Below are 26,826 nucleotides of genomic sequence, written 5' to 3' on the forward strand. Positions count from 1 at the left end.
GCATGACCCGATCAGAGACCCTGCCGACGACCGCGGCGCCCGACGTACCCGAAACCGCGCCGGGTGAAGCGGACCGGGCCGTGACCGAGCCCGCCGTACCCCGGTCGCAGGCCTGGGTACGGCTCGCGCTGGCCGCCCTGCTGCTCGCCACCGCCCTGCTCTACCTCTGGGGACTGGGCGCCTCCGGCTGGGCGAACTCGTTCTACTCGGCCGCCGCCCAGGCCGGCTCGGCGAGCTGGAAGGCACTCTTCTACGGCTCCTCGGACGCGGCCAACTCGATCACCGTGGACAAACCACCGGCGGCGATGTGGCTGATGGCCCTGTCCGTACGGATCTTCGGCCTGAACTCCTGGGCGATCCTCGTCCCGCAGGCGCTCGCCGGGGTCGCCTCGGTCGGTGTCCTCTTCGCGACCGTCCGACGCTGGTACGGCCCGGCCGCCGGCCTGCTCGCCGGTACGGTCCTCGCGCTCACCCCGGTCGCCACCCTGATGTTCCGGTTCAACAACCCCGACGCCCTGCTCGTCCTGCTCCTGGTGCTCGCCGCCTACACCTGCGTACGGGCGATCGAGACGGCGGCGACCCGGTGGATCGTGCTGGCCGGGGTGCTGGTCGGCTTCGGTTTCCTGACCAAGATGCTCCAGGCGTTCCTGGTGGTCCCGGTCTTCGCCGGGGTGTACCTGCTCGCCGCGCCGACCGGGGTGTGGCGTCGGATCGGGCAGCTCCTGCTCGCCGGGCTCGGCCTGGTGGTGGCCGCCGGGTGGTGGGTGGCGGTCGTCGAACTCGTACCGCCGAGCGCCCGGCCGTACGTCGGCGGGTCGCAGGGCAACAGCATCCTCGAACTGACCCTCGGCTACAACGGGTTGGGTCGGATCACCGGAGAACAGCCGGGCAGTGTCGGTGGCGGCGCCGGTGGTCCGGGCGGTCCGGGCGGCGGGGGCGGCATCTGGGGCAGCACCGGATGGCTGCGGCTGTTCGGTAACGACATCGCCGGACAGGTCGGCTGGCTGCTGCCGGCCGCGCTGCTGTTGCTGGTGGTCGGGCTGGTGGTCGCCGGACGGGCGCCGCGTACGGACCGGGGCCGGGCCGGGTTCCTGATCTGGGGTGGCTGGCTGCTGGTCACCGGGGTCACCTTCAGCCTGATGCAGGGCATCTTCCACGCGTACTACACGGTCGCGCTGGCGCCAGCGGTGGCCGCCCTGGTCGGCATGGGCGCCACCGTGCTGTGGCGACTGCGCCGGCATCGGGCGGCGCTGCCGGTGCTCGCCCTGGTGCTGGCGGTCACCGCCGGCTGGTCCTGGGTCCTGCTCGGCCGGAGCCCGCAGTGGCAGTCGTGGCTGCGGCCCACCGTGCTGGTCGCCGGACTCGTCGCGGCGGTGCTGCTCGCCCTGCTGGGCTGGCTGACCGCGCGGGTGACGGCGGGCCGGGCCTCCCGCTGGGCCGCTGCCGGAGTGCTGGCCCTCGGCCTGCTCGCCGCGCTCGCCGGACCGCTCGGTTACTCGCTCGACACCGCGGCGACCGCGCACGCCGGGGCGATCCCGTCGGCCGGGCCCTTCGTCGCGGCTGGCGGGTTCGGCGGCCGGGGTGGTCCTCCGGGCGGCGGGCGGATGCCCGGCGGCCCGTTCCCGGATGGCGCGAACCAGGGTGCCTTCCCCGGTGGCGGTGGTCCGGTCGGGGGCAACCAGGGTGGTTTTCCGGGTGGCAACCAGGGCGGCTTCCCCGGCGGTGGGAACCCGGGCGGTGCCGTTCCCGGTGGTGGGAACCAGGCGATACCCGGTGGTGGCAACCAGGCGTTTCCCGATATGCCGGGCGGCGCCGGACCGCGCGGCGGTGGACCCGGTGGCGGCATGGGTGGGCTGCTCGACGCCCGTACGCCGAGCGCCGAGATGGTCGCGTTGCTGAAGCAGGATCGGGACCGGTACACCTGGGTCGCGGCGACGGTCGGCTCGAACAACGCCGCCGGTTACCAACTCGCCACCGGTGACCCGGTGATGCCGATCGGCGGCTTCAACGGCAGCGACCCGTCGCCGACGCTCGCCCGGTTCCAGGAGTACGTACGGGCGGGGGAGATCCACTACTTCCTGGGTGGCTCGGGCTTCCGGGCCAACGGCGGCAGCCAGGACGCCCAGGAGATCGCCACCTGGGTCTCGGAGAACTTCACCGCCACCACCGTTGACGGAACCACCGTCTACGACCTGAGCACCGGCCGGGAGGACTGAGCCGTGACGCCCTCCATCGCCCCGTCATCGCTGCGCGAGCACCGGACACCCGAACGGCCCGTCGCCGTACTGGACGTGGTCATCCCGGTCTACAACGAGGAGACCGACCTCGCCCCGTGCGTACGGCGCCTGCACGCGTACCTGAGCGAGTCGTTTCCGTACCCGTTCCGGATCACGATCGCGGACAACGCCAGTGTGGACGGCACCCTCGTGGTGGCCCGTGAGCTGGCGGAGGTGTTGCCGGGTGTCGACGTACTCCATCTCGACCGCAAGGGTCGCGGCCTGGCGCTGCGGTCGGCCTGGTCCGGGTCGGACGCCCCGGTCCTGGCCTACATGGACGTCGACCTCTCCACCGACCTGGCCGCACTGCTGCCCCTGGTGGCACCGCTGATTTCGGGCCACTCGGACCTCGCCATCGGGACCCGGCTCGGGCGTGGGTCCCGAGTGGTCCGGGGCGCCAAGCGGGAGATCATCTCGCGGGGATACAACCTGCTGCTGCGCGGAACCCTCGCCGCCCGGTTCTCCGACGCCCAGTGCGGCTTCAAGGCGATCCGTCGCGACGTCGCCGACCGGCTGCTGCCGCTGGTACGCGACACCGGCTGGTTCTTCGACACCGAACTCCTGGTGCTGGCCCAGCGGGCCGGGCTGCGCATCCACGAGGTCCCGGTCGACTGGGTCGACGACCCGGACAGCCGGGTCGACATCGTGCCCACCGCCCTGGCCGACCTGCGCGGCATCTGGCGCCTGGCCACCGGGGCGATACCCCTGACCGAAATACGCGCCCAGCTCGGCCGAGCCCCGCTTACCGCCCCGACCGGGGCGATACCGGCCGGTCTGCCCCGGCAACTGCTCCGGTTCGCCGCCGTCGGGATCGCCAGCACCCTCGCCTACATCGCGCTGTACGCGTTGCTCCGTACCGGAATCGGCGCCCAGCGGGCGAACCTGCTGGCGCTGCTCGTCACCGCCGTGGCGAACACCGCCGCGAACCGGCGGCTCACCTTCGGTATCAGCGGCCGACGCCACGTCGCCCGGCACCACCTGCAAGGGTTGCTGGTGTTCGCCGTCGGTGTCGGTCTGACCAGCGGCACGCTCGCCCTGCTGCCCCGCCTGGTCGCCCATCCACCGCGCTCGGTGGAGCTGTTGGTGCTGGTCGGTGCGAACCTGGTCGCGACGGTCGTGCGGTTCCTGCTGCTGCGGATCTGGCTGTTCCACCACCGACCGACGAGTGTCAGCCCCTGAGGCTGGGGCCCGCCCGGCAACGCGGACAGCGAACTCCGTTGACCGGCGACGGCCCTGGACGATCTCGACAGCGACCCGGTCGATTCCTCGCGCTACCGTGCCGTCAGGACGCGCTGTGATGGGGCTACTTTTCGGAATCGAATGATCTTGCGGTTCAGGGCGGATGGACGGCGGCGCGGGTGACCGCGGCTGCTCTCTTGTTGCCGGTCAGCCGGGCGCTCCCGCAAAGGCTGGTGGCCCTCTGGCTGCGGAGGCGGCCGAGAGCCGTCAAGGCGAGGACGCAGCCTCACGCCCGGAACGTGCGGCGGTAGGCGTCCGGCGGTACGCCGATCGTGCGGTGGAAGTGGCGGCGCAGTGTCGTCGCCGTGCCCATGCCTGCGGCCGAGGCGACGGTGTCGACGCTGTCGTCCGTGGCCTCCAGCAGCTCCTGCGCGCGGCGGATCCGCTGCGTCAGCAGCCACTGCAGCGGGGTGGTGCCGGTTACCGAGTGGAAGTGGCGGGCCAGGTGGCGCGAGCTCATGTTCGCCTGGCGGGCCAGGTCCTCCACGGTGAGCGGCTGGTCCAGCCGCCGCATCACCCAGGGGAGCAGCTCGGCCAGGGGATGGCCGTCCTGGGCGGGCACCGGTGTGGTGACGAACTGGGCCTGGCCACCGGCCCGGTGGGGCGGCACGACCAGGCGGCGGGCGACCACGTTGGCGATCGCCGGGCCGTGGTCGCGGCGGATCAGATGCAGGCACAGGTCCATCGCTGCGGCCTTGCCCGCAGACGTGAGCACGCTGCCGTTGTCGACGTAGAGCACGTCCGGGTCGACCTCCACCCGGGGATAGCGCGCGGCCAGTTCGTCGGTGTGGGCCCAGTGCGTGGTCGCGCGCAGCCCGTCCAGCAGACCGGCGGCGGCGAGCACGAACACGCCCGTGCACAGGGAGACGACCCGCGCGCCCGAGTCGTGGGCCGCGCGCACCGCCTCGACCAGGTCGGCCGGCGGGTCCTCGTCGACGTCGGCCAAGGCGGGGACGATCACGGTGTCGGCGTGCGCCAGCCGGTCGAGCCCGCAGTCCGGCTCGAGCAGGAACCGGCCGACCCGGACGGCGTGCGTGCCACACACCCTGACGTCGTACCAGGGGCCTGGCAGGGCCGCCGGGGCGGAGCCGAAGACCTCGTAGGCCAGGGCCAGCTCGAAGTGCAGCATCCCGTCGGTAGCGGCGACCGCGACGGAGCGCGGGACAGAACTCATGTCGGGAATTGTACGGGTCGTGTCGTTCCGGACACTGGCACCGATGGGCCAACGAGGACAGGATTCCCGTAGTGGATCACTTCGAGCACACGGGAGCAGACATGGGATCAGGTCGGAACGTGGCGGTGTTCGGCGCCTACGGGCACACCGGACGGTTCGTGGTCGCGGAGTTGCGCGAGCGCGGATACGTCCCGCTGCTCCTCGGTCGCGACCCGGGCAAGCTGCTGGCACTGGCACAGGCCCAACCGGGGCTCGATGCGCGGCAGGCGTCGGTCGACGATCCGACCTCGCTCGACCGCGCGCTGATCGGCGCGGCCGCCGTGATCAACTGCGCCGGGCCCTTCGCCACGACCGCCGCCCCGCTGGTCGAGGCGGCGCTGCGCGCCGGCATCCCGTACGTCGACGTGGCGGCCGAGATCGAGGCGAACCTTGACACGTTCGCGCACTTCGCGGAGCGCGCCCACGCCGCGGGCACCGTGGTGGTCCCGGCGATGGCCTTCTACGGCGGCCTCGGCGACCTGTTGGTCACCACCGCGATGGGCGACTGGACGGCGGCGGACGAGGCGCACATCGCCTATGGCCTGAGCAGTTGGCACCCCACCGCCGGGACGCGTGTTGCGGGCGCGGTCTCGGGGCAGCGACGGGGTGGCCGCCGTGTCCGCTACACCGGCGGACGGCTGGAGTACCACGACGACGCTCTGCCGACCCTGGAGTGGCCCTTCCCGGCTCCGCTCGGCCCCCAGAGCGTCATCGGAGAGTTCACCATGGCCGATGTCGTCACCATTCCCAGCCACCTGGCGATCCCGGAGGTGCGCACCTACATGACCGCCAAGGCGGCCGCGGACCTGTCCGCTCCTGACACCTCGGCACCGACCGCCGTCGACGAGCGCGGCCGCTCCGGGCAGACCTTCGTCGTCGACGTCCTCGTCCGCTCCGGCGGCACGGAGCGCCGCGTGGTCGCCGCCGGTCAGGACATCTACGCCATCAGTGCGCCGCTCGCGGTGGAGGCCGTCGACCGCATCCTCAGCGGCCGGACCAGGACCACCGGCGTCGCCTCCGCGGGCGCGGTCTTCGACGCCCCGGACTTCCTCCGCGCCCTGTCCTCGCACCTCTCGCTGCACGTCCCGCTCGACACGCGCGCCTGACCGGCGACCCGTGCCGGGATCCGGGCCGTGGTCAGGGCGGCCACTCCGCCAACTCGGCCGCGAACGGACAGCGCCCACGACGCACCCGAAAGGTAGGTCCGAGCTCCGCAAGATCATCTGAGAAGTGGTCCGGACTCCGAAACGTTCGAGCGGACAGGACAGTGCCCAACCGCCGCATTGTTGATCTTGGCCCGGTTGGGGCAGCAAGATATGCCGTGAACGCGGCAAGGAACCCACGGTAGAACTCGCGGTGGTGGTGCACCGCCGACCGGCCGCTGAGGAGGACCGGCCGGCCGGCGGCGAGTGGGGCGCCCGGTCAGCCGACGGTTGTCGCCGCGGCCTGGGCCTCCTCGGCGAAGTGGCAGGACACGGTCCGGTCCGAGGCGTCCTCGAGCCGCCGGGCGACCGGCTGCTCGGCGGAGCACCGGTCCTGGGCGAACCGGCAGCGGGTGTGGAACCGGCAGCCGGTGGGCGGGTTGGCCGGGCTGGGCGGATCGCCGATCAGCATGATCCGGTCGCCGAGCTTGCGCCGGTTGCGGTCCACCACCGGGGCCGCCGACAGCAGCGCCTGGGTGTACGGATGGGCCGGGTCGTCGTACACGGTGGTGGTGTCGCCGAGTTCGGCGAGCCGACCCAGGTACATCACCGCGGTCCGGTCCGCCACGTGCCGGACCACCGAGAGGTCGTGCGCGATGAACAGCAGGGCGATGTTCATCCGCCGTTGCAGGTCTCGCAGCAGGTTGACGACCTGTGCCTGGACCGACATGTCGAGCGCGGAGACCGGCTCGTCGCAGACCAGCACCTCGGGGTCGAGGGCGAGCGCGCGGGCGATGCCGATGCGCTGGCGCTGTCCGCCGGAGAACTGGTGCGGGTAGCGGTGCATCAGCTCGGGTGCGAGGTTGACCAGGCTGAGCAGTTCGGCGACCCGGTCGCGGCGGGCCGCGTCGTTGGTCACCTGCTTGTGTACGACCAGCGGTTCGCCGATCAGCTCGAGCACGCTCATCCTGGGGTCCAACGAGGTGTACGGGTCCTGGAAGACCATCTGCACCTGCCGGCGCAGCAGCCGCCGGTCGCGTCCCCGTACCCGGGCGACGTCCCGGCCGTGGATCTCGATGCTGCCGGAGTCCGGCCGTTCCAGTCCGACCAGCATCCGGGCCAGCGTCGACTTGCCGCACCCGGATTCGCCGACGATGCCGAGGGACTCGCCCGCGTGCAGCCGCAGGCTCACCCCGTCGACCGCGCTGACCCGTGACTTGCGCATCCCGGACCGACCGGTGGCGAAGGTCTTGTGCAGGTCCCGGGCGTCGAGCACCAGGTCACCCGGAGACGGTGGCATGGAGCACCTCCTCGCTGCGGTGGCAGGCCGCGGTACGGCCGGCGGAGACGACGGTGAGCGCGGGGCGCTCGGTACGGCAGCGGTCGACCACCCGCGCGCAGCGGGGGTGGAACGGGCAGCCGTCGGGCTGGTGGGCCGGGCTGGGCGGGCTGCCGGGAATGGCGTACAGCTCCTGGCCCCGGTGTTCGGCCTGGGGGACCGAGCGCAGCAGCGCCTCGGTGTAGGGGTGTGACGGCCGGTTGAGCAGGTCGTCGGCGCTGCCGGCCTCGACCACCCGGCCGGCGTACATGACCATCACCCGGTCGGCGACCTCGGAGACCACACCGAGGTCGTGGGTGATCAGCAGGACCGCCATGTTCAGGTCGCGGCGCAGCTCGTCGAGGAGTTCGAGGATCTGCGCCTGCACGGTCACGTCCAGCGCGGTTGTCGGCTCGTCGGCGATGACCAGTTCGGGGCGGAGCGCGATCGCCATCGCGATCAGGATGCGCTGGCGCATGCCGCCGGAGAACTGGTGTGGGTAGTCGTCGACCCGGCTGGACGGGGCCGGGATGCCGACCTGGCCGAGCAGCTCGATCGCCGACGCCCGCGCCTGCTTGCGGGACACCTGCCGGTGGGTGCGGAACAGTTCGCCGAGCTGGTCGCCGATGGACAGCACCGGGTTCAGCGCGGAGAGCGCGTCCTGGAAGACCATGCTCATCCGGTTGCCCAGGACTTCCCGGCGTTGCCGCTGGGGCAGCGTGAGCAGGTCGGTGTCGCCGAGCCGGAGCCGGTCGGCGGTGACGGTCGCGTTGGGAGCGGAGAGCCCCATCATGGCGCGGGCGGCGGCCGACTTGCCGGACCCGGATTCGCCGAGCAGTGCCACCAGTTCGCCGGGTGCCACGTCGAGGTCGACGTCGACGACGGCGGGGACGGGTCCACGGCGGGTGCCGAACGTTACCGAGAGGCCGCGTACGTGCAACGCGGCGTCGGGCGGGTGACGCATGTGTTTCCTCCCGGTAAATCAAGTGGACGCTTCTGCCCGTAGATAGCTCAATGGCTAGCTGTTCTGCCCGTTCTTCTTTTGCATCTTGACTTCCGTGCCGGATTATTGCAAGCCTTGCATGGGTCGCCCCGGCCGCGGATTTTCCGGCCGGAGCGGCGACCGCATCGCGACATCACCAATCGGCAGTGCAACGACACGGAGTGTCACCGAAAGGCGGCATTCCGGGGTCACGAAGAAAGGGGCTTTGATGCTTGACAGCGCAAAGCGATACACCGGTTACACCGCGTATGACTACCTTGAGCCGGGCAAGGACTACAAGATCTTCAAGTACGCCGAGCAGATCAGCCGCGTACCCGCCTACCAGGGGCTGGAGCTGTCGGACAGCCAGCGGGAACGGACCGTTCGGCTACTCACCGACGAGATCGTGATCTCGCTGCACGACCACGTCCAGGTCTTCCCCGAGGACATGGGCCAGCTCCGCGAACACATCCGGCAGGGCCGCGAACCCACCGGCTACCAGGGTCTGGCGCGCTCCGGCATGACCGCGGTCTTCGACAACGGCATGGACGGCACCTGTTGCATCTCCAGCGACGCCGGCTGGAAGTACCAGGACGTTCTGTTCGACCTCGGCGTACGCATGGCCGACCTGGCCCACCAGGACTACGTCATCAAGGCCGAGTCGCTGCGCGACATCCACCGGGCCCACGAGACCGGGCGGCTGGCCCACGTCTTCGCGCTCGAGGCGGCCACCCCGATCGAGAACGAGGTCGACCGGCTCGACGTGCTGTACGGCTTCGGCGTACGGCAGATCGGGATCGCCTACTCCGAGGCCAACTACCTCGGCAGCGGGCTCAAGGAGCGGGGCGACGGCGGGCTGACGTACTTCGGCGAGCGGGCCGTGGAACGGATGAACAAGCTCGGTTTCGCCATCGACATCTCGCACTCCGGTGACCGCACCGCGCTGGACGTCATCAACTACTCCAAGAAGCCGGTCCTGATCACCCACTGCGGTTCGCGCGAGGTCTGGCCGACCAACCGGATGAAGCCGGACGCCCTGATCAAGGCGTGTGCCGAGCGCGGCGGCGTGATCGGGATCGAGGCGGCCCCGCACACCACCCTGTCCGAGGCGCACCCGAACCACTCGCTCGAGTCGGTGATGGACCACTTCACCCACCTGGTCGACAAGATCGGAATCGACCACGTGACGTTCGGCCCGGACACCCTCTTCGGTGACCACGTCGGCCTGCACACGGCCTTCTCGGGCAACCTGTCCATCTCCCAGGCGCACGGCCATGTCGAGCACCCGAAGGTGGAGTACGTCGACGGCCTGGAGAACCCGGCCGAGTGCTTCTACAACATCATCGGATGGCTGGTCAGCCACGACTACTCGGACGACGAGATCCGCAAGGTCGTGGGCGGCAACACCATCCGCGTACTCGAGGAGGTCTGGGTCTAGATGCGTGTTCGTACACCCCTCATCGCGGTCTCCGCCCTTGCGCTGGCGGCCACGGTTGCCGCCTGCGGACCGTCCGCACCGTCGAAGACGGCCGACGGCGGCACCGACGCGACACTCACCATCGCCACCACCACCGACGTGGTCAACTTCAACCCCCTGGTCGGCAACAGCCGTACCGACAACTGGATCACCAGCCTGATGTACCCCCGGCTGCTGACCATCGATGCCAACGGCGCCAAGCAGCCCTACCTGGCCAAGTCGTTCGGTTACACCAACCCGACCACCGGCTTCTACGAGCTGCGTGACGACATGAAGTGGAGCGACGGCAAGCCGGTCACCGCCAGCGACGTCGCGTACACGATCAACGCGATCCTGAAGGACAAGCCGGCCGGCAACACCACCTACGGCCAGCTCGTCAACGTCGACTCCGCCTCGGCACCGTCGCCGACGCGGGTCGAGCTGAAGCTCAAGACCCCGGACTCCACCGTGGTCAGCGAGGCCGGGTTCTGGATGAACGTGGTCCCGCAGCACGTCTTCGAGCCGGCCGGCAGCGTGGCGAACTTCCCCAACAACAGCAACTGGGTCAGCGCGGGACCGTACAAGCTGACCAGCTTCGCCAAGGGGCAGAACTACACCCTGGAGCGGGTCACCCCGTACCCGTTCGCGCCGAACGGCACCCCGACCGTGGCGAAGATCGTCTACCGGGTCTACCCGGACGTCAACACCGAGATCCTCGCGCTGAAGAACGGCGACGTGGACCTGATCGCCAACGCCCTGCCGCCGGCCCAGGTGAAGAACCTCCAGGGCGCCAGCGGGATCAAGGTCGAGGAGGTGCCCGGCCTCGGCTACGCGCACATGACGTACAACATGAAGCGCAAGCCGCTGGACAACGTCAAGGTCCGCCAGGCGTTGGCGCACACCGTCGACTACAACGCGATCCGTTCGGTGGTGCTCCAGGGCCAGGCGGTCAGCACCGGCTCCAGCCCGATCCCGCCGGTGCTCAAGGAGTTCGTCGACCCGTCGCTGGAGGAGTACAACTTCGACCCGAACCTGTCGAAGCAGCTCCTCGCCGAGGCCGGTTACGGACCCGGTAAGACCCTCACGCTGTCGATGATCTACTCCCTGCAGGACGCGGTCACCTCCCAGTGGGCGACGATCGTCAAGGACGACGCGGCCAAGGCCGGCATCACCATCAACCTGCAGGGCATGGACCGCAACACGTACCTGGCCAAGACGGCCGCCGGTGAGTACGACATCTACGCGGGCAACTTCGCCATCATGGACGACCCGACCACCAACATGGCGCTGACCTACCTGCCCGGCGGTGCGATCAACTACTCGCTGGTCGACGACCCGGCGTTGAACGAGCTGATCACCAAGGCGCAGGCCAGCACCGACAAGGCCGAGCAGAAGTCGCTTGCGCAGCAGGCCGCCAAGCTGGTCCACGCCAACGTGTACGACAACGTGATGTACATGCAGAACCTCTACTTCGCCCACAGCGACAAGTGGAGTGGTTTCGTGATCAAGCCCAGTGAGCTGCTCTCCGTGGTGGATCCGCAGTCCCTGGCCAACGTGACGAAGAGCTGACGCCGATGCCTCAGGTTGTCCGATTCGCGGTGCGCAGACTGGGCAGGGGAGTGCTGACCCTGTGGTTCGCTGCCACGGTCACCTTCCTTCTGCTCCGGCTGCTGCCGGGTGACCCCGCGCTGGCGGTGGCCAGCCCGAACATGACTCCGGAAGCGCGCCAGATCCTGCTGCACCAGTACGGTCTGGACCAGCCGCTGCTCGCCCAGTACGGCAAGTACCTGTGGCAGCTGCTGCACGGCAACCTGGGGATCTCGTTCACCCAGCAGATCTCGGTCACGGACGTGCTCCTGGAGCGCCTGCCGTGGACCCTGCTGCTGACCATCTCGTCACTCGTGGTGACGGTCGCCGTCGGCATCCCCCTGGGGGTGCTGGCGGCGACCCGCCCACGCGGCCTGCTGGACCGTCTGGTCCAGGTGGGCGGCGTGACCGGGCAGTCGCTGTTCGTCCCGAGCGTGGGCATCTTCCTGCTCTTCGTCTTCGGGCTGCAACTGCACTGGCTGCCCATCGGCGGCGCGTACAGCCCCGGGATCTACGGCGCCGCCTGGTACGGCGACGTCGCCCTGCACCTGATCCTGCCCTGCTTCAGCCTGGTCCTGGTGCAACTCGGCTCGTACGTGCTCACCCTGCGCTCCACCCTGATCGAGTCCCTGGGCGAGGACTACTGCGTGCTCGCCCGAGCCAAGGGACTGCCCAACCGGAAGGTGGTCTGGAAACACGGGCTGCGCAACGCGCTGCTGCCCACCACCACCCTGGTCGGCCTGCAACTCGGCTTCCTGGTCGGCGGGGCGGTGTTGACCGAGACGGTCTTCGCCTACCCGGGCATCGGCCGGGGTATCTACGAGGCGGTGACCCAGCTCGACTTCCCGGTCCTCCAGGGTGCGTTCGTACTGCTGGCCGCCACCGTCGTGGTCGCCAACGTGCTGACCGACCTGGCCTACGGACTGCTCGACCCGAGAGTGAGGACGGCATGACCACCGCGGCCACCGCACCCGTCGGCCCACTGGAGACCGTCGTCACCGACCAGGTCACCGCGGCCCGAGCCACCTGGTCGGCGTTCCGTCGCAACCCGCTCGGCCTGGCCTCGGTCGCCATCCTGGCCGTACTCGTGATCGTCGGGATCTGCGCGCCGCTGATCACCGACTCCCCGTCCGGGTACGGCGACCAGGTGCTCCAGGCCCCGTCCGGGGCGCACTGGTTCGGCACCGACAACCTCGGCCGGGACATCTTCGCCGAGGTGGTCTGGGGAGCCCGACTCAGCATCGTGATCGCCGCGCTCTCCTCCGCGCTCGCGATCGTGATCGGCGTGCTCGTCGCGGTCCTCGGTGCCTACTTCCCCCGGGCGGACACGATCATCGGCACCATCGTCGACCTCTGCCTGTCCCTGCCGGTGCTGCCGCTGATGATCCTGGTCGCGGCGCTGGCCGGGCCGAGCCTGGTCACCCTGGTCCTGGTCATCGCGTTCTTCTCCTGGCCCGAGGTGACCCGGGTGGTCCGGTCCCAGGCACTGTCGGTGGTCCGGTTGCCGTACATGGACGCGGCCCGGCTGACCGGCGGGTCACATGTCTGGATCATCCGCAAGCACCTGCTGCCCGCGGTCGCCCCGGTGATCGTGGTGTCGGTGGTGCTGACCGCGTCGCGGGCCGTACTGTCCGCGGCGGGCCTGGCCTTCCTCGGCCTCGGCGACCCGAACAGCTGGTCCTGGGGTCGGATCCTCTACGAGGCCCAGCAGTCCGGTGCGATGTCCAGCGCCTGGTGGACCACCCTCTTCCCGTCGCTGGCCATGCTCGCCCTGGTGGTATCGGCCACCCTCATCTCCATCGCCTACAACGACGCTCGCAACCCCCGTACCCGGGAGGACTAGCAACGATGCTGGAAACCCAACGGTTGTCGCCCACCTTCTACACCGCCCTCCAGGACGACCTGCGTGCCGAACTGGCCAGTGCGGGTCTCGACGCGATGCTCGCCGACGACCCGGAGGACGTCGCCTACCTGACCGGCTTCTTCCACCACCCCGGCGAGCGGCCGGTCGCGGTCCTGCTCCCGACCGACGGAACCACCCGGCTGCTCCTGCCCGAACTGGAACGCGAGCACGCGCAGGCCCAGCACAGCGCGGCCGAACTGGTCGCCTATCCGGAGTTCCCCGGACTCCGTCCCCAGTTCAGCTACCTCGCCCCGGTCACCGGCCGGATCGGGTACGCGGGCAGCATGAGCGTGGACCGGCTGGCCCAGATCACCGCCGCCTTCCCGGGCGCCACGATGATCCGTACCGATCTGGTCACCCGGGCCCGTTACCGCAAGCGGCCGGAGGAGATCGCCCTGCACGCGGAGGCGGCCCGGATCACCGACCTGATGCTGGCCGCCGGCCGTACCCTGATCGAGGATGCCGTCGCGGGCGGCGGTGAGCTGCCCAGCGAGGCCGAGTTGGCCGACCACATCACCACCGTCGGCACCCGCACCATGTACGCCGAGCACGCCGACGTGGTGGTGGTCTCGCCACTGGCCGGCGGGCTCGTCTACGCGGGTCCGAACAGCGCCCGCCCGCACGCCCTGCCCTCGGGTTACCGGCTGCGTCCCGGTGACACGTTCATGCTCTCCCTCGGCTGCGCGGTCGGCGGCCGGTTCGTCGAGGGGGAGCGGACGTTCATCCTCGGTGAACCCACCGCCGACCAGCGTCGTTACTACGAGGCGGTACGGCAGGCGCAGCAGACCGGCGGCGAGGCGCTGCGCCCCGGCGTGCTCTGTTCGCAGGCGAACACCGAGTGCCTGGACGTGATCCGGGCCGCCGGACTGGGCGAGTACCTGCGGCACCGGCAGGGCCACGGCATCGGGCTCGGTATGCACGAGCCACCCTGGCTCGCCGACGGCGACGACACCCCGCTCGAGGTCGGCATGGTGGTCTCCAACGAGCCCGGCATCTACATCCCCGGCCACGCCGGCTACCGCATCTCCGACTCGATGCTGATCACGCAGGACGGCGCCCGGCCGTTCACCTCGTACCCGCGTTCCCTCGACGACGTGGTCGTCGCGCTCTGAGCGTGACGCCCCGGCGGATGCTCCAGTAGGAAAGGAAAGACAGTGCGGCTGAACATCAACGGCAATGAACTAGAGGTCGAGGTCTTCGGCGCGGACGACGCGCCGGTCCTGATCGCCCACCACGGCGCCCCCGGTCTCGGCTCGCGGTCCGAGCCCAGAGCGACCTTCAGCCCGTTCGCGGACACCTTCCGCGTGATCGTCTTCGACGCCCGCGGTTCCGGCGTCAGCGAGGGCAACGGCCCGTTCAGCCACGAGCAGTGGGTGGCCGATGTGGACGGCCTGCGCGAGTGGGCCGGTGTGGAGCGGTTCGTGATGGCCGGCGGCTCGTACGGCGGTTTCATCTCGATGGAGTACGCCATCCGCCACCCCGAGCGGGTACGCGCGCTGGTGCTGCGGGACACCTCGGCCGACCACGAGAACGACAAGGCGGCCCGGCACAACGCCGAAACCTCCACCCGGGTCACCATCGACCTGGAGAAACTCGACCGGATCAACACCGGCCAGACCCGTGACGACGCGGACCTGCGCGACTGCTGGCAGGAGATCCTCCCGCTGTACGACCACGTGTACGACCCCGCGAAGGTGGCCGAGCGGGTCGAGGCCACCCCCTATCGCTACGAGACGCACAACTACGCGTTCTCGGTCAACATGCCGAACTACGACATCAAGTCGCAGTTGCACCGGATCACCTGCCCGACCCTGGTCACCGTCGGCCGGGACGACTGGATCACGCCGGTGGCGAGCAGTGAGGTAATTGCATCCCTGATTCCGGACGCTAGGCTCGTCGTGTTCGAAAAGTCGGGCCACTCGCCGCAGATCGAAGAGGCGCAGCGGTGGCGGCAGGTGGTACGGGACTTCCTCCACGAGATTGGCGCCGATGAGCAGTAGTACCGACCATCTCGACGATCTCGACCGGCGGATCATCGCCGCGTTGCAGAGCGACGGTCGGGCCAGCTGGACGGAGATCGCGGAACTCTCCGGCAGTTCGGTCGCGACCGTCGCCCGGCGCGGCCAGCAACTGCTGCGCGAGGGAGTCGTCCGGGTCGCGGCGATCCCCGGCAACAACCACGCCGGGGCGGCGGACCTGTTCGTCCTGCGCATCACCTGCGAACCCGGTACGCAGATGGAGGTGCTCGCCGAACTGGTCCGCCACACCGACCTGCGCTTCCTCAGCCTGGTGACCGGCCCGTACGACATCCTGGCCGAGCTGAACCTGCGCCGGGAGGAGTCGTTGCAGGCCCGGATCGTCGAGCGGATCCTCGCCATCGAAGGCGTACAGCGCTGCGACACCGACCTGACCCTGCACGTCTACAAGGTGTCGCACGACTGGAGCCGGCAGTTGCTCAGCGACGCACCGCCGGAGGAGGTCGCCGAGGCACACCAGTGCGACCCGAGCCACTTCGACGCGGTCGACCGCCAGATCATCGACCTGATGCGCGAGGACGGCCGGTCCAGCTTCCGGACCGTCGCCGCCGAGGTGGGGCTGAACGAGAGCACCGTACGGCGGCGGTTCGAGACCCTGCTCGGTCGTGGCTGCATCCTGGTCACGACCCTGGTCCCGGCCCCGGCCCTGGGCTTCGAGTCGGAGATCGTCCTCAACATCACCGTCGCCCCGCCGTTCCTCGACTCGGTGGCGCGGACCCTGTCCCGCTACCGCGGCGTCCGGTACGTGGCGGCGATGCTCAGCAACAACGCGCTGATGTGCGAGCTGATCCTGCCGACCACCCAGGACCTGTTCCAGTTCACCACGAACACCCTCGGCCGGATGGAGGGCGTACAGGGGTGGACCGCGAGCGTGGTGCTGCTCGTGTTGCGTCGCGGCTTCGTCGAGACGCCCTGGTGGCGGGGGAGCATCGAGACCGCGCAGCAGTGAGCACCACCCGCTCCGGGGCCACGACGCGCTGAGCCCTGGTGCGGGAGCCGTCCCCCGAAACCGCCACCCAGGCCCGCTGTCTCGACCGATCGAGGTAGCGGGCCGGTTGCGCTCCGGGGTCTTTTCCGTGTTCGGGCTGGTCATGCCGGGCGCCGCCGCCGAGGCCGATCCGGCGATGGTCACCGCGGGCCTTACCCGGTCGATCGGGGCAGGGGACGGGGTCTATGTTGTGGGGGCGTTTCGGGTGGTTCGGCGCGCTTGCGGCGCCCGACGTCGCGCCCACCGGACCGGTGCCGGCACGACCCGACCATCGCCCGGCCGGCAGCGGTCGAGCCCCGATGAAAGGAAGCGCAACCCCATGTCTGGAGTCCAGGGCCGGCACTGGCAGGGCGAGTCGGCGAACGCGTCACCGACCGGGCGGGGCGGCGAGACCGGCCTTCGGGAGGTTGACGGCCCGCCACCGGAGGAGGACGCCGACCTGGCCGCCGCCGTACGCTCCACCACCAGGATGCGTACCGCCTTCTACGTGGTGGTGCTGCTCATCGCGCTCGGTGGTCAGGTGTCCGGTGCGATGGAGGCGCTGGCCATGCCCTGGTACGTGGCCCTCCCGGCGGTCGGCGCGCTGGAACTGGGCGGCATGGTGGTGCTGGCCAACGCGGACGTACGTCGGCGGTTGGGCGAGCACGCCACGCTCTCGAGGTTGCTCTCCGCCGCCATCGCCGGGGGAGCGGTGGCGTTCAACTGGTTGGCCCACGACAACCACCTCGAAGGCGGCTTCTACGGCGGCATGTCGCTGCTGGGCTACCTGGTGTGGTTGATGAACACGGAGAACAAGCGCCGCGACCGGTTGCGGGCCAAGCGCCAGTTGCCGCCGACGCCGCCGGCGTACGAGGTGGTCGGGCACTGGCTCCGGCACCCGATGCTGACCCGGCGGGCCCGGTCGCTGGCGAAGGCGGCGCCGGGGCTGGGCCTGTACGGTTCGCTCGACGCGGCCCGCGTGCAGGTACGGACCGAGCGCCGACAGGCCGCCCTGTCCAAGGTGCTGCGCCGCAAGATCAGGCGGGCGCTGGACGGCACCACCGCGGACATCGCGGTGGCCGTCTACGACCTCGACGAGATCGCCCGCCGGTTGGCCGAGCGCGCCGACTACGACGGGTTGACCGCGCTCATCGCGGCGGACCTCGCACCCGCCCGCGTGCTCGCCGGGAACCTGCCGGCCAACCGCCGCCGGTGGCGACGCCGCCGGTCGACGACGGTCGACGCCGCCGCGCTCGCCTCGGCCGGCCAACTGCTCACCGACGCCCTCTCGGCGCCGGTCCCGATGAGGTCCGCCCCGGACGCCCGGTCGATTCCGGGTACGCCGCACGGCGACGCCGACACCCGCTCGATCACCGGTACGCCGTCCGGGGAGCTTGCCACCCGCCCGATGCCGGTCCTGTCCGGCGACGATGCCGACACCCGTCCGATCACGGGTAAGCCGTCCGACCCCGACGCGCCGGACGCGTCCCGGGACGACGAGGGGTACCGACCCGGCGATCCGGAGTCGATCACGGTGGCCGGGCGGGTGGCCCGGACCGGTGAGCGGATCGAGCCCGTGGCCGAGCCGATCCACCACGTTGATCCGGTGCCCGCGCGAGTTGCCCGGGCGGCCGTGCCCCGGCAGCGGTCGGGGTCGCACGACGACCTGCCGGACGAGCGCCCCACCCCGGTGTCCGACCAGCCCGTCCCGGCGGCCACCGCGTTCGCGGACGAGGGCGTGACCCGGTCCGATCCGGAGCGCAACGGGGCGGTCGACCAGGGGGACCGGACGGAGTCGGGTCGCCCGCGATGGGACGCGCTGACCGCCGAGGTGAGCGCCATCTTCTCGACGGCCCAGGCCCAGCGCCGGACCGCCCGGACGGCACCCGACCGCGAGACGGCCGCCGGTCGGACGGCAACCGATCGGGAGATGGCGTCCGGTCGGACGGCAGCGGATCGCGAAACGGCAGCGGACCGGGAGACGGTGGCGTCCCGGGCCGCCGCCGAGCGGGAGGCCACGCCCTCGCGTACGGTGGCGGCGCGGGAGGCGTCCGGGCGTACCGGGTCCGAGCGGCGGTCGGTCTCGGCGCGCATCGGCACCGAACGGGAGACGGTATCCGCCCGGGTGGTGGAGGCGGGGGAACGGGCACCGGAGCCGGCGACGCAGGTCGAGCCGGAGCAGGGGCCGGCGGCCGTACCGCTGCTGGAGCGTCCGCTGCCGGACCTGGTTGCCGCGGCGGCGACCCGTACCCTTCCTCCGTCGCAGGTCAGCTCGTTGCCGACGGCCGGGCCGGTACGACCGGCGCGGGGTGTGGCGGCGGTGCCGTCCGGCTCGGAGGGCTCACTCCGGGCCCGGGTCTACGGTCTGCTGGACGAGGAGGTGGCGGCGGACGACGATCGGGAGAACTCCGCCCTGACCGATCTGGTGGTGAACCAACTGGGGTTGACCCCGGCCGAACGCGCCACCGCCGGGAAGTACGTCAGCCGCTGGCGCGGTGACGTGGGCGCCGGACGCCGTACCCGGACCGCCGAGCGGCGTCTCGGATCGGTGCCGGGCCAGTAACCCCGCACCGGTACGGAGACAGCCGGTCCCGCACCGCCGCAGGAGGTGGACCGGGGTCTAGGACGTACGCGGCGCGAGGGCGGCACCGATCCGGACCGTGGTGCCGCCGATGGTGCTGTCGATCGAGAGCGTGTCGGTCGTCTGCTGGACGATCCACAGACCCATGCCACCGTCGGGCGAGGGGGTCGGCCGTTCGCTGCGGTTGAGGTATCTGGCCGCGGGGAAGCCCGGACCGTGGTCGCGGACCTCGCAGACCAGGTCGGCGGTCTCCCACAGGCGCAACTCACCGCTGCCGCCGCCGTGACGGACAGCGTTGATCATCACCTCGTTGACGGCCGTGACAAAATCCGCGGCCTTCTCGGCGCTCAGTCGGCAGCGGCGGATCACGGCGTCGACCGCGTGGCGCACCTCGGTGAACCGCTTCGCGTCGAATGTGGATACGAGGAGTAGTTGCCTGATGCCGTAAAGTGGCGTGTCGGGTGGGGGATGCCCGGTCACGGGAGTCCCTTTCTGAACCTGGTTCGACCGCTGGCACGCGCCTGGTTCCGAGCCGTCGGGGCAGGCCGGGATACCCGGAGGCCGGGCGGAATGCTGAGCTGGTGTGCCATTCGTGTGCGGCAACGTTCGGGTCTGGAAGCGCGGCCGGCCCTGACCTCACCGGAACTGCTGTGGATTCCTCCGATCGTGGCGGCGAAGGCTGGGTAGATGGATGCTACCGCCGCCCGCGCTTCGGCGTCGGGGGCGGCCGGCGACCGGTCGGGTGCGACTAGGCTCATCCCGTGATCGAGGCAGGTGACACCGGTAACGCCGAACGGTTGCGTCGCATTGAGGCGGTGACCGACGCGGCGCTGTCCCGGCTCGACGTGGAGCAGTTGCTGGAGGAACTGCTGAGTCGGGTACAGGAGCTCCTGGAGGCCGACACCGCGGCGATCATGCTGGTCGACCCGCATGCCCGGGAGTTGGTGGCGACCGCGGCGAGGGGCCTCGAGGACGAGATTCGTCAGGGTTTCCGGCTCCCGATCGGTCAGGGCTTCGCCGGACGGGTCGCGCGGGACCGGCAGCCCGTCGTGATCGAGCGCGTCGAGCGGGCCGACGTGGTCAGTCCGGTGCTGCGGGACAAGGGCGTCCGCTCGTTGCTCGGCGTGCCGATGCTCGCGGGCAAGGACCTCGTCGGGGTTCTGCACGTCGGTACCCGTACGGTGCGCCACTTCACCCAGGATGACATCCACCTGCTGCAACTCGTGGCCGACCGGGCCGCGTTGGCGTGCCAGGCGCGCCTGGGCAACATCGACCGCGCCGCCGCACTGGCCCTGCAGCGAAGCCTGCTTCCCGCGCGCCTGCCGAACGTGCCCGGTGTCGACACCGCCGCCCGGTACGTGCCGGGCCACCAGGCCGGCATCGGCGGCGACTGGTACGACGTGTTCACCCTTCCGTCGGGGTGGCTCGGCATGGTCGTGGGCGACGTCTCCGGACACGGGCTGGCCGCGGCCGTGGTGATGGGACGGCTGCGCAGTGCGCTGCGCGCGTACACCCTGGAGTGCGACGATCCGGCCGACGCGCTGACCCGCCTCGACCGCAAGGTCCACCATTTCGAGACCGGCAACCTCGCCACCGTCCTGTACGCCATGATCAGCCCGGAGCGGGATCGGATCCACATCTCGCTCGCCGGTCACCTGCCACCCATGGTGGTGAGCCCGGGACATCCGGCCAACCTCCTGACCCTGCCCGTCGACCCGCCGTTGGGCATCGGGCGACCGCAGCACCGCCGTACCACCGTGGTCGACTTTCCGCCGGACGCGGTCCTCGTCTGCTACACGGACGGCCTGGTCGAGCGCCGTGACGAGCCCATCGACGTCGGACTCGACCGGCTCCGTGCCGCCGTCGTGCCCGGTTCCGCCGAGGATGTCTGCGTCGCCGTCATGTCGACGCTCGGTGTCGACCAGCCCGCCGACGACATCGCCCTGCTGACCATCCGCCGTCACCCGTCCCTCGGGTAGCCACCCCGCACCGTCGCAGCCAGCGGTCCACCCATGACCGTACGTCCAACGCGTCCTTGACGGGCCTCCATACTGCATACAGAATCCTATGGGGTGCCCGGATGGCGTCCCGTCGCGGCGGCAGTGAGACCTGGAGCAACGTGAGGAGATCGCTGATATGACACGCGTGGGTTTCATCGGCCTCGGCATCATGGGCGGCCCGATGGCCACCAACCTGGTCAAGGCCGGTTTCGACGTGATCGGCTACGACTTCAGTCCGGCGCGTACCGACGCGCTCGCGACCAGCGGCGGACGGGCCGGCGGTGGCATCGTCGAGGTGGTCCGGGAGTCCGACGTGGTCATCACGATGGTGCCCGACTCGCCGGACGTCGAGGCGGTGGCCCTCGGCGCGGACGGCCTCCTCGCCAACGCCCGTCCGGGTCAGCTCTGGATCGACATGAGCAGCGTCTCGCCGAAGACCGCCCAGGGGGTCGCCGAGGCGGCCAAACCCTACGGCGTACGGGTGCTCGACGCCCCGGTCAGCGGCGGTGAACAGGGGGCGGTCGAGGGAACCCTGTCGATCATGGTTGGTGGGGACGCGGCCGACTTCGAGGCCGCCCGCCCGGTCCTCGAGGTGGTCGGTGCCACCATCGTCCACGTCGGGCCGCACGGCTCCGGCCAGACCGTCAAGGCGGCGAACCAACTGATCGTCGCCGGCACGATCGAACTCGTCGCGGAGGCGATCGTCTTCCTCGAGGCGTACGGGGTGGACACCGAGGCGGCGGTCCGCGTACTCGCCGGGGGTCTGGCCGGCAACCGGATCCTGGACCGGAAGGCGGCCGGCATGCTGGCCCGGCAGTTCCAGCCCGGATTCCGGATCGACCTGCACCACAAGGACATGGGCATCGTCACCTCCGCGGCGCGCGAGGCCGGGGTGGTTATCCCGCTCGGTGCGGCGGTCGCCCAGCTCCTCGCCGCGCTGAAGGCACAGGGGCACGGGGGTCTCGACCACTCCGCGCTGCTGAAGGTGGTCGAGCAGCTCTCCGGTCGTACGTCGGGCTGAGGCCGCCCCCGATGGCCCGCCGCGCGAAGATCGTCTGCACCCTGGGGCCCGCGTGCGCCGCACCGGACCGGCTGCGGGACCTGGTCGAGGCCGGGATGGACGTGGCCCGGATCGACCTCGACCACGGCACCCCGGCCGGGCACGCCGCGGCCTACCGGCTGCTCCGGGAGACCGCCGCCCGGGCCGGCCGCACCGTCGGTGTCCTCGCGGACCTGCGCGGTCCCCGGCTCACCTTCGGGCGTCCCGCGACCGGGAGCGCGTTCACCGAGCAGCTCACCGCGGACCTGCGGTTCGTCCTCGGACTCGGGGTGGACCTGGTGGCGCTCTCCGCCGTCGGCTCACCCGAGGACGTCAAGGTCGTCCGCGACCTGATGGACGGGTACGGGGTGCGCCGGCCGGTGTTGGCCAAGCTCGACACCCCGTCGGCGGTACGCCACCTCGACGACCTCGTCGCCGCCTTCGACGGGCTGGTGGTGGCCCGTGACGACCTCGGGGTGGAACTGCCGCTGGACGAGATACCCCTGATCCAGAAGCGGGCCATCCGCCGCTGCCGGGAGCTGGCGAAACCGGTGATCGTGGCCGGACAGCTCCTCGACTCGATGGTGGAGCAGCCCCGGCCGACCCGGGCCGAGGCCTCCGACGTGGCCAACGCCGTGCTCGACGGCGCGGACGCGCTGCTGCTCGGCGCCGAGACCGGCATCGGGGCGTTCCCGGTGCCGGCGGTGCGGATGATGGCGCAGATCCTCGGTACGGCCGAGGCGAGCGCCCCGGCCCGCCGCCCGCCCTTGCGGGTCGGGGCGGCCACCAACGTCGACGCGATCGCCGAGGCCTCGGTCGAGGTGGCCGAGTCGCTCGGGGTGAAGGCGATCTGCTGCTTCACCCGCAGCGGTGCCACCGCCCGGCAGTTGGCCCGGCACCGGCCGGCCGTACCGTTGCTCGCCTTCACCCCGGACCCGGACCTGCCCGCGCGGCTGGCGCTGACCTGGGGCGTGGAGACGTTCGGTGTGCCGGTGGTCGTGCACACCGACGAGATGGTGCACCACGTACAGGACGTGCTGCTGTCGCTGCCCCGCTTCGAGGTGGGCGACCTGGTGCTGATCGTGGCGGGCAGCCCGCCGGGACTGCCCGGGTCGACGAACACCATGCGCCTGCTCCGCCTCGGTGACCGGGTCCTCGCCCGGCCACCGCTTCCCGCCTCGGTACCCCTCCGACGCCCGGCCCCGCGCCCCGAACCCGTCCCCTGACCATCCCGTCGCCGGGCTCCGGCCGCTACGCCTCCGCGCCAGCGGCGGCGGGCAGCCGGTCCCCGCTCCGGCCGGTCCCACCGGCAGCGACACCGGCAGCGGCAGCGTCGGAAGGCAGCGCCACCGGCTGGGACGGATCGGGGGCGGCGAGCACCGGTACGGTGACCGCCTCGGCGCCGGGCAGGGCGAGCAGTTCCACCTCGGCGCCCTGCCAGCCCGGCGGTACGACCGCCAGGGCGTGCGCCTCGGCCGCGCCCCAGAGCAGTCCGGGGCGGTCGTGACCGACCGGAACCACCACCGAGCCGACCCGCGCGACCGGTACCAGCCGGGTGTCCCGGTCGAGCACCTTCACCGGTCCGGTCAGCCGGGCCGTCACCGGGGGCCGGTCTGCGCGGCCGGCGAGCCGACCGAGCAGCGGGGCGAGCAGGGTGAGCCCGGCGACGAGCGCCGCGTACGGGTTTCCGGGCAGTCCGATCACCGCCCGCCCGTCCGTCAGCGTGGCGAGCAGTTGCGGGTGGCCGGGCCGGCACGCCACCCCGTGCACCCGGACCAGCGCCGACACCGCCTCCAGGGCGGTGCGGAGATGGTCGGCGGCACCGACAGAGGTGGCCCCGCACACCACCGTCACGTCGGCACCGGGCCGGCGGATCGCCTCGACCAGGGCGGCCCGGTCGTCGGTCACCCGTACGGTCCAGGCGATCTCGCCCCCGGCCGCGTGCACCAGGCCGGGCAGCAGCGGGCCGATCGCGTCCCGGACCCGTCCCGGTGACGGCAGCCCGGCGGAGAGCAGTTCGGCGCCGGTGACCACCACCCCGACCCGGGGCCGGCGGAACACGGCGAGCCGGTCGTGCCCGAGGCTCGCGGCGAGACCGAGCAGTGCGGGGGTGACCAGGCTGCCGGCCGGCAGTACCTGCTCACCGAGGGGACAGTCGTCGCCTCGGCGGCGGATGTGCCGGCCGGTCTCGATCTCGCCGTGCATCCGGTCGGCCCGGCACCGGGCCCGCTCGTACGGCAGGACCGCCTCGGCCCCGGCGGGGACCAGGGCGCCGGTGGCGATCTCCACCGCGGTGCCGGGGCGCAGCGGGTCGACCGGGGTGGGGTCCCCGGCGAGCACCCGCCCGACCACCCGCCACGGGCCGGTGCCGGCCACGGCGTACCCGTCCATCGCGGCGGCGTCGTACGCCGGCAGCGGGGAGAGGGCCACCAGTGGTGCGGCGAGGGTGGCGCCGAGCGCGTCGGTCAGTGCGACGTCGATCCGGTCCAGCGGGCTGCCGGCCGCCCGGGCGATCCGTCGGGCCTCGGGCCAGCCGATGGTGCTCACGACCGGGTCTCCCGGTCCTGCAACTGGCTCATCAGCGTCCCTCGCAGTCTTCCGGTCGGTTGCCGGGCCGGCCAGTCCATCGTGCCCGACCCGAGGGGCGGAAATCGATTGATCCTGGACAGCCGTGCGTCGCTGGTAGACACTAGTGCACGTAACATACAGTATACAATGGCCGACGACCGGGGGTTCCTGACGCGCGGCCGCACGGTGACAGGTGGAGGTGCCAGTGATGCCGGACGCCAGGAACGCCGTTCCCACGCGGGAGGTACGCGACGTGTACGGGCGCCGCTACCGCGTCGGGGAGACCGACTTCGACCTGATGGGACGCTCACGCGCCTGGATGCTCCGGCTGTCCTGGGCCTCGATGCTGGCGATCAGCCTGTTCCAGTACGGCTTCGGCGCCGCGATCCCGGCCCTCGTCCGGGCCAACGGGTGGACCCTGTGGGAGGCGTTCACCGTACTGGCGGTGTGGATCGTCTGCCAGGCGGGCACCGCGCTCCCGGCGGTCTGGCTCTACCGGCGGGTCCGGGTCCGGCTCGCCGTACCGATGCTGACCGGTGCGACCCTGGGCCTGGTCGCCCTCGTCACGCTCGGGCACAGCCGGGACCTGACCACGGTGCTGCTGGGCTACTCGGTGCTCGGCGGGATCGGCACCGGGCTGGTCTACCTGACCTGCATCGCCACCGTCAGCGAATGGTTCCCCGAGCGGAGCGCGACCATGGTCGGCGTGGTCAGCGGAGCCTTCGGTTACGGGGCGATCCCGTTTGTCGTCGTCGCCGCGTACGCGCTGGGACCGGTGAACCTTCCGGTGGTCCTGGACACCACGGCGGTCGCCGTTTTTGCCGTGGTCGCGGTCAGCGGACTGCTGCTGCGCAAGCCGCCCCGGCACTGGTGGCCGGCGCACCTCGACCCGCAGCGGTGGGCGGTCGACCGACGGCTCAACCGCAGCATCCCGAACAACATGCCCGCCATGCGTCCCTACTCGCCCCGGGCGGCGGTCCGCAGTGGGATGCTGCCGGTGATGTTCCTCCTCGTCGTGCTGACCGCCGCGATGGCCCTGTTCGACATCGCGTACCTGGTCGGGTTCGCCCACCACCGGGCAGACCAGCCGTTCCTGGTCGTCGCCTCGATCGGCGTACTGGCCGCCGCCACCGGGGTCGGCCGGGCGGTCACCAGTTCGCTCTCCGACCGGCTGGGTCGCCGCCGTACGCTCGGGCTCGCCCTGGCGATCGGGGGAGTGGCCCAGTTCGGCCTGCTCGCCGCCGTACAGGCGGAGCAGGTGGTGGCGGTGGTGGCGTTCGCCGGACTCGCCGGCGCGGGCACCGGCGCCGGATACTCTCTGCTGGTCAGCCTGGTACGCGACTGGTTCGGCGGCGAGGCGACCCTGCTGAACTACGGCATCGTCTACACCGGCAAGGTCGTCGGCGGGCTGGTGGGCATCGGGTTCGCCGGACTGGTGATCGGCACACCCGGCGCCATCGCGGCGTTTGTCGTGGCTGGCTGTCTGGGGCTGGTCGGCGCACTGTTGACGAGCGGGATGCGGCAACCGGGCCGGCCGACGCTGTCGGTCCTGCCCCGACTGCGTCCCGACGAGTACTGATCGGGCGGGCCGCCGTCGCGCCCCGCCGGAGTGGATACGAAGCGATGATGGGTGGTGGCAGATGGGACGCGTGACAAGCCGACGTCGTGTGGTGCGGGTGGTCGACGGAACGGTCACCGAGCCGGTGGACACGCTGGTGGCCGAGGAGCCGCTGGAGATCCGGGTCAACGGGCGGGCGCTCACCATCACCATGCGTACGCCGGGCGACGACTTCGACCTGGCCGCGGGGTTCCTGGTGAGCGAGGGCGTGGTGCAGCGCTCCGAGCACGTCGCCGGGATCCGCTACTGCGCCGGGGCGACCGACGACGGGGTCAACACGTACAACGTGGTCGACGTGGTGCTCGGCGCCGGGGTGCCGGCGCCGGACCCGTCCCTGGAGCGCAACTTCTACACCACGTCCTCGTGCGGGCTCTGCGGCAAGGCCAGCCTGGACGCCGTGCGTACCACCGCGGCCTGGTCGGTCGCGGAGGATCCGCTCCGCGTCACCCCGGAACTGGTCGCCGAACTGCCCGACCGGCTGCGCGCCGCGCAGCGGGTGTTCGACCGTACCGGCGGGTTGCACGCCGCCGGGCTGTTCGACACCGCCGGCCAGCTTCTCTGTCTGCGCGAGGACGTCGGCCGGCACAACGCCGTCGACAAGGTGGTGGGCTGGGCGTTGCGCTCCGGTCGGGTGCCGCTGCGCGGCACGCTGCTGCTGGTCAGCGGCCGGGCCTCGTTCGAACTGGTGCAGAAGGCGGTGATGGCCGGCGTACCGGCGCTCGCCGCGGTGTCGGCGCCGTCCTCGCTCGCGGTCGATCTCGCCGAGGACTCGGGCCTCACCCTGGTCGGTTTCCTGCGCGGTTCGTCGATGAACGTCTACACCGGCGCGCACCGGCTGGGGCTCGTCGACCGGGCGCCGGCCGCCGGCGCACTGTCCTGACCACGGGTACGACCACAGCCT

The 26,826-nt window shown here is 71.3% G+C and carries 21 protein-coding genes; 16 read left to right on the plus strand and 5 right to left on the minus strand.

The annotated features are described in order from the left end of the window. The first annotated feature begins 2 nt into the window (after positions 1-2). On the plus strand, positions 3-2,216 hold the full coding sequence (locus tag OIE47_RS30295) for a glycosyltransferase family 39 protein (RefSeq protein WP_326557938.1): 2,214 nt from the start codon (positions 3-5) through the stop codon (positions 2,214-2,216). A gap of 15 nt (positions 2,217-2,231) precedes the next feature. Beyond that, a complete protein-coding gene (locus tag OIE47_RS30300; protein WP_326563282.1) occupies positions 2,232-3,455 on the plus strand; it encodes a bifunctional glycosyltransferase family 2/GtrA family protein in 1,224 nt (407 codons plus the stop codon). Between the two features lie 286 nt (positions 3,456-3,741). On the opposite strand, the gene OIE47_RS30305 is transcribed toward OIE47_RS30300, so the two are convergent. After that, entirely contained in the window at positions 3,742-4,689 is a 948-nt protein-coding gene (locus OIE47_RS30305) for a helix-turn-helix domain-containing protein (RefSeq protein ID WP_326557939.1), read from the minus strand. Positions 4,690-4,790: 101 nt separating this feature from the next. On the opposite strand from OIE47_RS30305, the gene OIE47_RS30310 reads away from it, so the two are divergent. Further along, the gene (locus OIE47_RS30310) at positions 4,791-5,834 is read left to right on the plus strand and encodes a saccharopine dehydrogenase family protein (protein ID WP_326557940.1); all 1,044 of its coding nucleotides are present in this window, start codon (positions 4,791-4,793) and stop codon (positions 5,832-5,834) included. A gap of 316 nt (positions 5,835-6,150) precedes the next feature. On the opposite strand, the gene OIE47_RS30315 is transcribed toward OIE47_RS30310, so the two are convergent. After that, complete coding sequence (locus tag OIE47_RS30315; RefSeq protein WP_326557941.1) at positions 6,151-7,170, minus strand: ABC transporter ATP-binding protein; 1,020 nt, start codon at positions 7,168-7,170, stop codon at positions 6,151-6,153. Then, positions 7,151-8,152, minus strand: coding sequence for an ABC transporter ATP-binding protein (locus OIE47_RS30320; RefSeq protein WP_326557942.1), 1,002 nt, complete (start codon positions 8,150-8,152; stop codon positions 7,151-7,153). Before OIE47_RS30320 ends, OIE47_RS30315 begins: the two co-directional genes overlap by 20 nt. 247 nt (positions 8,153-8,399) lie before the next feature. Here OIE47_RS30320 and OIE47_RS30325 point away from each other — a divergent pair, with 247 nt between their 5' ends. The 8 genes from OIE47_RS30325 to OIE47_RS30360 all read left to right on the plus strand — a co-directional run bounded on the left by OIE47_RS30325 (position 8,400) and on the right by OIE47_RS30360 (position 18,682). After that, on the plus strand, positions 8,400-9,608 hold the full coding sequence (locus tag OIE47_RS30325) for a dipeptidase (protein WP_326557943.1): 1,209 nt from the start codon (positions 8,400-8,402) through the stop codon (positions 9,606-9,608). Then, positions 9,609-11,195 carry an ABC transporter substrate-binding protein gene (locus OIE47_RS30330; RefSeq protein ID WP_326557944.1) on the plus strand — a complete coding sequence of 529 codons (1,587 nt, stop codon included), beginning with the start codon at positions 9,609-9,611 and terminating at the stop codon, positions 11,193-11,195. It abuts the gene before it with no gap. A gap of 5 nt (positions 11,196-11,200) precedes the next feature. Continuing rightward, the gene (locus OIE47_RS30335) at positions 11,201-12,166 is read left to right on the plus strand and encodes an ABC transporter permease (protein WP_326557945.1); all 966 of its coding nucleotides are present in this window, start codon (positions 11,201-11,203) and stop codon (positions 12,164-12,166) included. After that, on the plus strand, positions 12,163-13,056 hold the full coding sequence (locus OIE47_RS30340; RefSeq protein ID WP_326557946.1) for an ABC transporter permease: 894 nt from the start codon (positions 12,163-12,165) through the stop codon (positions 13,054-13,056). Before OIE47_RS30335 ends, OIE47_RS30340 begins: the two co-directional genes overlap by 4 nt. A 5-nt stretch (positions 13,057-13,061) precedes the next feature. Next, positions 13,062-14,228: a M24 family metallopeptidase gene (locus OIE47_RS30345; protein WP_326557947.1), complete on the plus strand. Its 1,167-nt coding sequence runs from the start codon at positions 13,062-13,064 to the stop codon at positions 14,226-14,228. Between the two features lie 42 nt (positions 14,229-14,270). Beyond that, on the plus strand, positions 14,271-15,116 hold the full coding sequence (locus OIE47_RS30350; protein WP_326557948.1) for an alpha/beta fold hydrolase: 846 nt from the start codon (positions 14,271-14,273) through the stop codon (positions 15,114-15,116). Next, positions 15,106-16,101 carry an Lrp/AsnC family transcriptional regulator gene (locus OIE47_RS30355; RefSeq protein WP_326557949.1) on the plus strand — a complete coding sequence of 332 codons (996 nt, stop codon included), beginning with the start codon at positions 15,106-15,108 and terminating at the stop codon, positions 16,099-16,101. Before OIE47_RS30350 ends, OIE47_RS30355 begins: the two co-directional genes overlap by 11 nt. A 358-nt stretch (positions 16,102-16,459) precedes the next feature. After that, on the plus strand, positions 16,460-18,682 hold the full coding sequence (locus OIE47_RS30360; protein WP_326557950.1) for a hypothetical protein: 2,223 nt from the start codon (positions 16,460-16,462) through the stop codon (positions 18,680-18,682). Between the two features lie 57 nt (positions 18,683-18,739). Here OIE47_RS30360 and OIE47_RS30365 read toward each other — a convergent pair whose 3' ends face one another. Beyond that, the gene (locus tag OIE47_RS30365) at positions 18,740-19,180 is read right to left on the minus strand and encodes an ATP-binding protein (protein WP_326557951.1); all 441 of its coding nucleotides are present in this window, start codon (positions 19,178-19,180) and stop codon (positions 18,740-18,742) included. Positions 19,181-19,461: 281 nt separating this feature from the next. Here OIE47_RS30365 and OIE47_RS30370 point away from each other — a divergent pair, with 281 nt between their 5' ends. The 3 genes from OIE47_RS30370 (at position 19,462) to OIE47_RS30380 (ending at position 22,965) form a co-directional block, all read left to right on the plus strand. Next, a complete protein-coding gene (locus OIE47_RS30370; protein WP_326557952.1) occupies positions 19,462-20,679 on the plus strand; it encodes a PP2C family protein-serine/threonine phosphatase in 1,218 nt (405 codons plus the stop codon). A gap of 157 nt (positions 20,680-20,836) precedes the next feature. Continuing rightward, positions 20,837-21,721 carry a 2-hydroxy-3-oxopropionate reductase gene (locus tag OIE47_RS30375; protein WP_326557953.1) on the plus strand — a complete coding sequence of 295 codons (885 nt, stop codon included), beginning with the start codon at positions 20,837-20,839 and terminating at the stop codon, positions 21,719-21,721. Between the two features lie 11 nt (positions 21,722-21,732). Next, positions 21,733-22,965 carry a pyruvate kinase gene (locus OIE47_RS30380; RefSeq protein ID WP_326557954.1) on the plus strand — a complete coding sequence of 411 codons (1,233 nt, stop codon included), beginning with the start codon at positions 21,733-21,735 and terminating at the stop codon, positions 22,963-22,965. Positions 22,966-22,990: 25 nt separating this feature from the next. On the opposite strand, the gene OIE47_RS30385 is transcribed toward OIE47_RS30380, so the two are convergent. Then, the gene (locus tag OIE47_RS30385; RefSeq protein WP_326557955.1) at positions 22,991-24,286 is read right to left on the minus strand and encodes a molybdopterin molybdotransferase MoeA; all 1,296 of its coding nucleotides are present in this window, start codon (positions 24,284-24,286) and stop codon (positions 22,991-22,993) included. Between the two features lie 229 nt (positions 24,287-24,515). Here OIE47_RS30385 and OIE47_RS30390 point away from each other — a divergent pair, with 229 nt between their 5' ends. Both OIE47_RS30390 and fdhD read left to right on the plus strand, forming a co-directional pair. After that, a complete protein-coding gene (locus tag OIE47_RS30390; protein ID WP_326557956.1) occupies positions 24,516-25,886 on the plus strand; it encodes an MFS transporter in 1,371 nt (456 codons plus the stop codon). 61 nt (positions 25,887-25,947) lie between these two features. Then, positions 25,948-26,805, plus strand: coding sequence for a formate dehydrogenase accessory sulfurtransferase FdhD (fdhD, locus tag OIE47_RS30395; RefSeq protein ID WP_326557957.1), 858 nt, complete (start codon positions 25,948-25,950; stop codon positions 26,803-26,805). Positions 26,806-26,826: the final 21 nt, after the last annotated feature.

It is taken from the genome of Micromonospora sp. NBC_01796 (assembly GCF_035917455.1).
Lineage (GTDB): Bacteria > Actinomycetota > Actinomycetes > Mycobacteriales > Micromonosporaceae > Micromonospora_G.

What these genes read in the sequence shown, in the direction of transcription:
- OIE47_RS30295 (WP_326557938.1), top strand. Translation starts at nt 3, where the DNA reads ATGACCCGATCAGAGACCCTGCCGACGACCGCGGCGCCCGACGTACCC.
- OIE47_RS30305 (WP_326557939.1), bottom strand. Translation starts at nt 4,689, where the DNA reads ATGAGTTCTGTCCCGCGCTCCGTCGCGGTCGCCGCTACCGACGGGATG.
- OIE47_RS30310 (WP_326557940.1), top strand. Translation starts at nt 4,791, where the DNA reads ATGGGATCAGGTCGGAACGTGGCGGTGTTCGGCGCCTACGGGCACACC.
- OIE47_RS30315 (WP_326557941.1), bottom strand. Translation starts at nt 7,170, where the DNA reads ATGCCACCGTCTCCGGGTGACCTGGTGCTCGACGCCCGGGACCTGCAC.
- OIE47_RS30320 (WP_326557942.1), bottom strand. Translation starts at nt 8,152, where the DNA reads ATGCGTCACCCGCCCGACGCCGCGTTGCACGTACGCGGCCTCTCGGTA.
- OIE47_RS30325 (WP_326557943.1), top strand. Translation starts at nt 8,400, where the DNA reads ATGCTTGACAGCGCAAAGCGATACACCGGTTACACCGCGTATGACTAC.
- OIE47_RS30330 (WP_326557944.1), top strand. Translation starts at nt 9,609, where the DNA reads ATGCGTGTTCGTACACCCCTCATCGCGGTCTCCGCCCTTGCGCTGGCG.
- OIE47_RS30335 (WP_326557945.1), top strand. Translation starts at nt 11,201, where the DNA reads ATGCCTCAGGTTGTCCGATTCGCGGTGCGCAGACTGGGCAGGGGAGTG.
- OIE47_RS30340 (WP_326557946.1), top strand. Translation starts at nt 12,163, where the DNA reads ATGACCACCGCGGCCACCGCACCCGTCGGCCCACTGGAGACCGTCGTC.
- OIE47_RS30345 (WP_326557947.1), top strand. Translation starts at nt 13,062, where the DNA reads ATGCTGGAAACCCAACGGTTGTCGCCCACCTTCTACACCGCCCTCCAG.
- OIE47_RS30355 (WP_326557949.1), top strand. Translation starts at nt 15,106, where the DNA reads ATGAGCAGTAGTACCGACCATCTCGACGATCTCGACCGGCGGATCATC.
- OIE47_RS30360 (WP_326557950.1), top strand. Translation starts at nt 16,460, where the DNA reads ATGTCTGGAGTCCAGGGCCGGCACTGGCAGGGCGAGTCGGCGAACGCG.
- OIE47_RS30375 (WP_326557953.1), top strand. Translation starts at nt 20,837, where the DNA reads ATGACACGCGTGGGTTTCATCGGCCTCGGCATCATGGGCGGCCCGATG.
- OIE47_RS30380 (WP_326557954.1), top strand. Translation starts at nt 21,733, where the DNA reads ATGGCCCGCCGCGCGAAGATCGTCTGCACCCTGGGGCCCGCGTGCGCC.
- OIE47_RS30390 (WP_326557956.1), top strand. Translation starts at nt 24,516, where the DNA reads ATGCCGGACGCCAGGAACGCCGTTCCCACGCGGGAGGTACGCGACGTG.
- fdhD (WP_326557957.1), top strand. Translation starts at nt 25,948, where the DNA reads ATGGGACGCGTGACAAGCCGACGTCGTGTGGTGCGGGTGGTCGACGGA.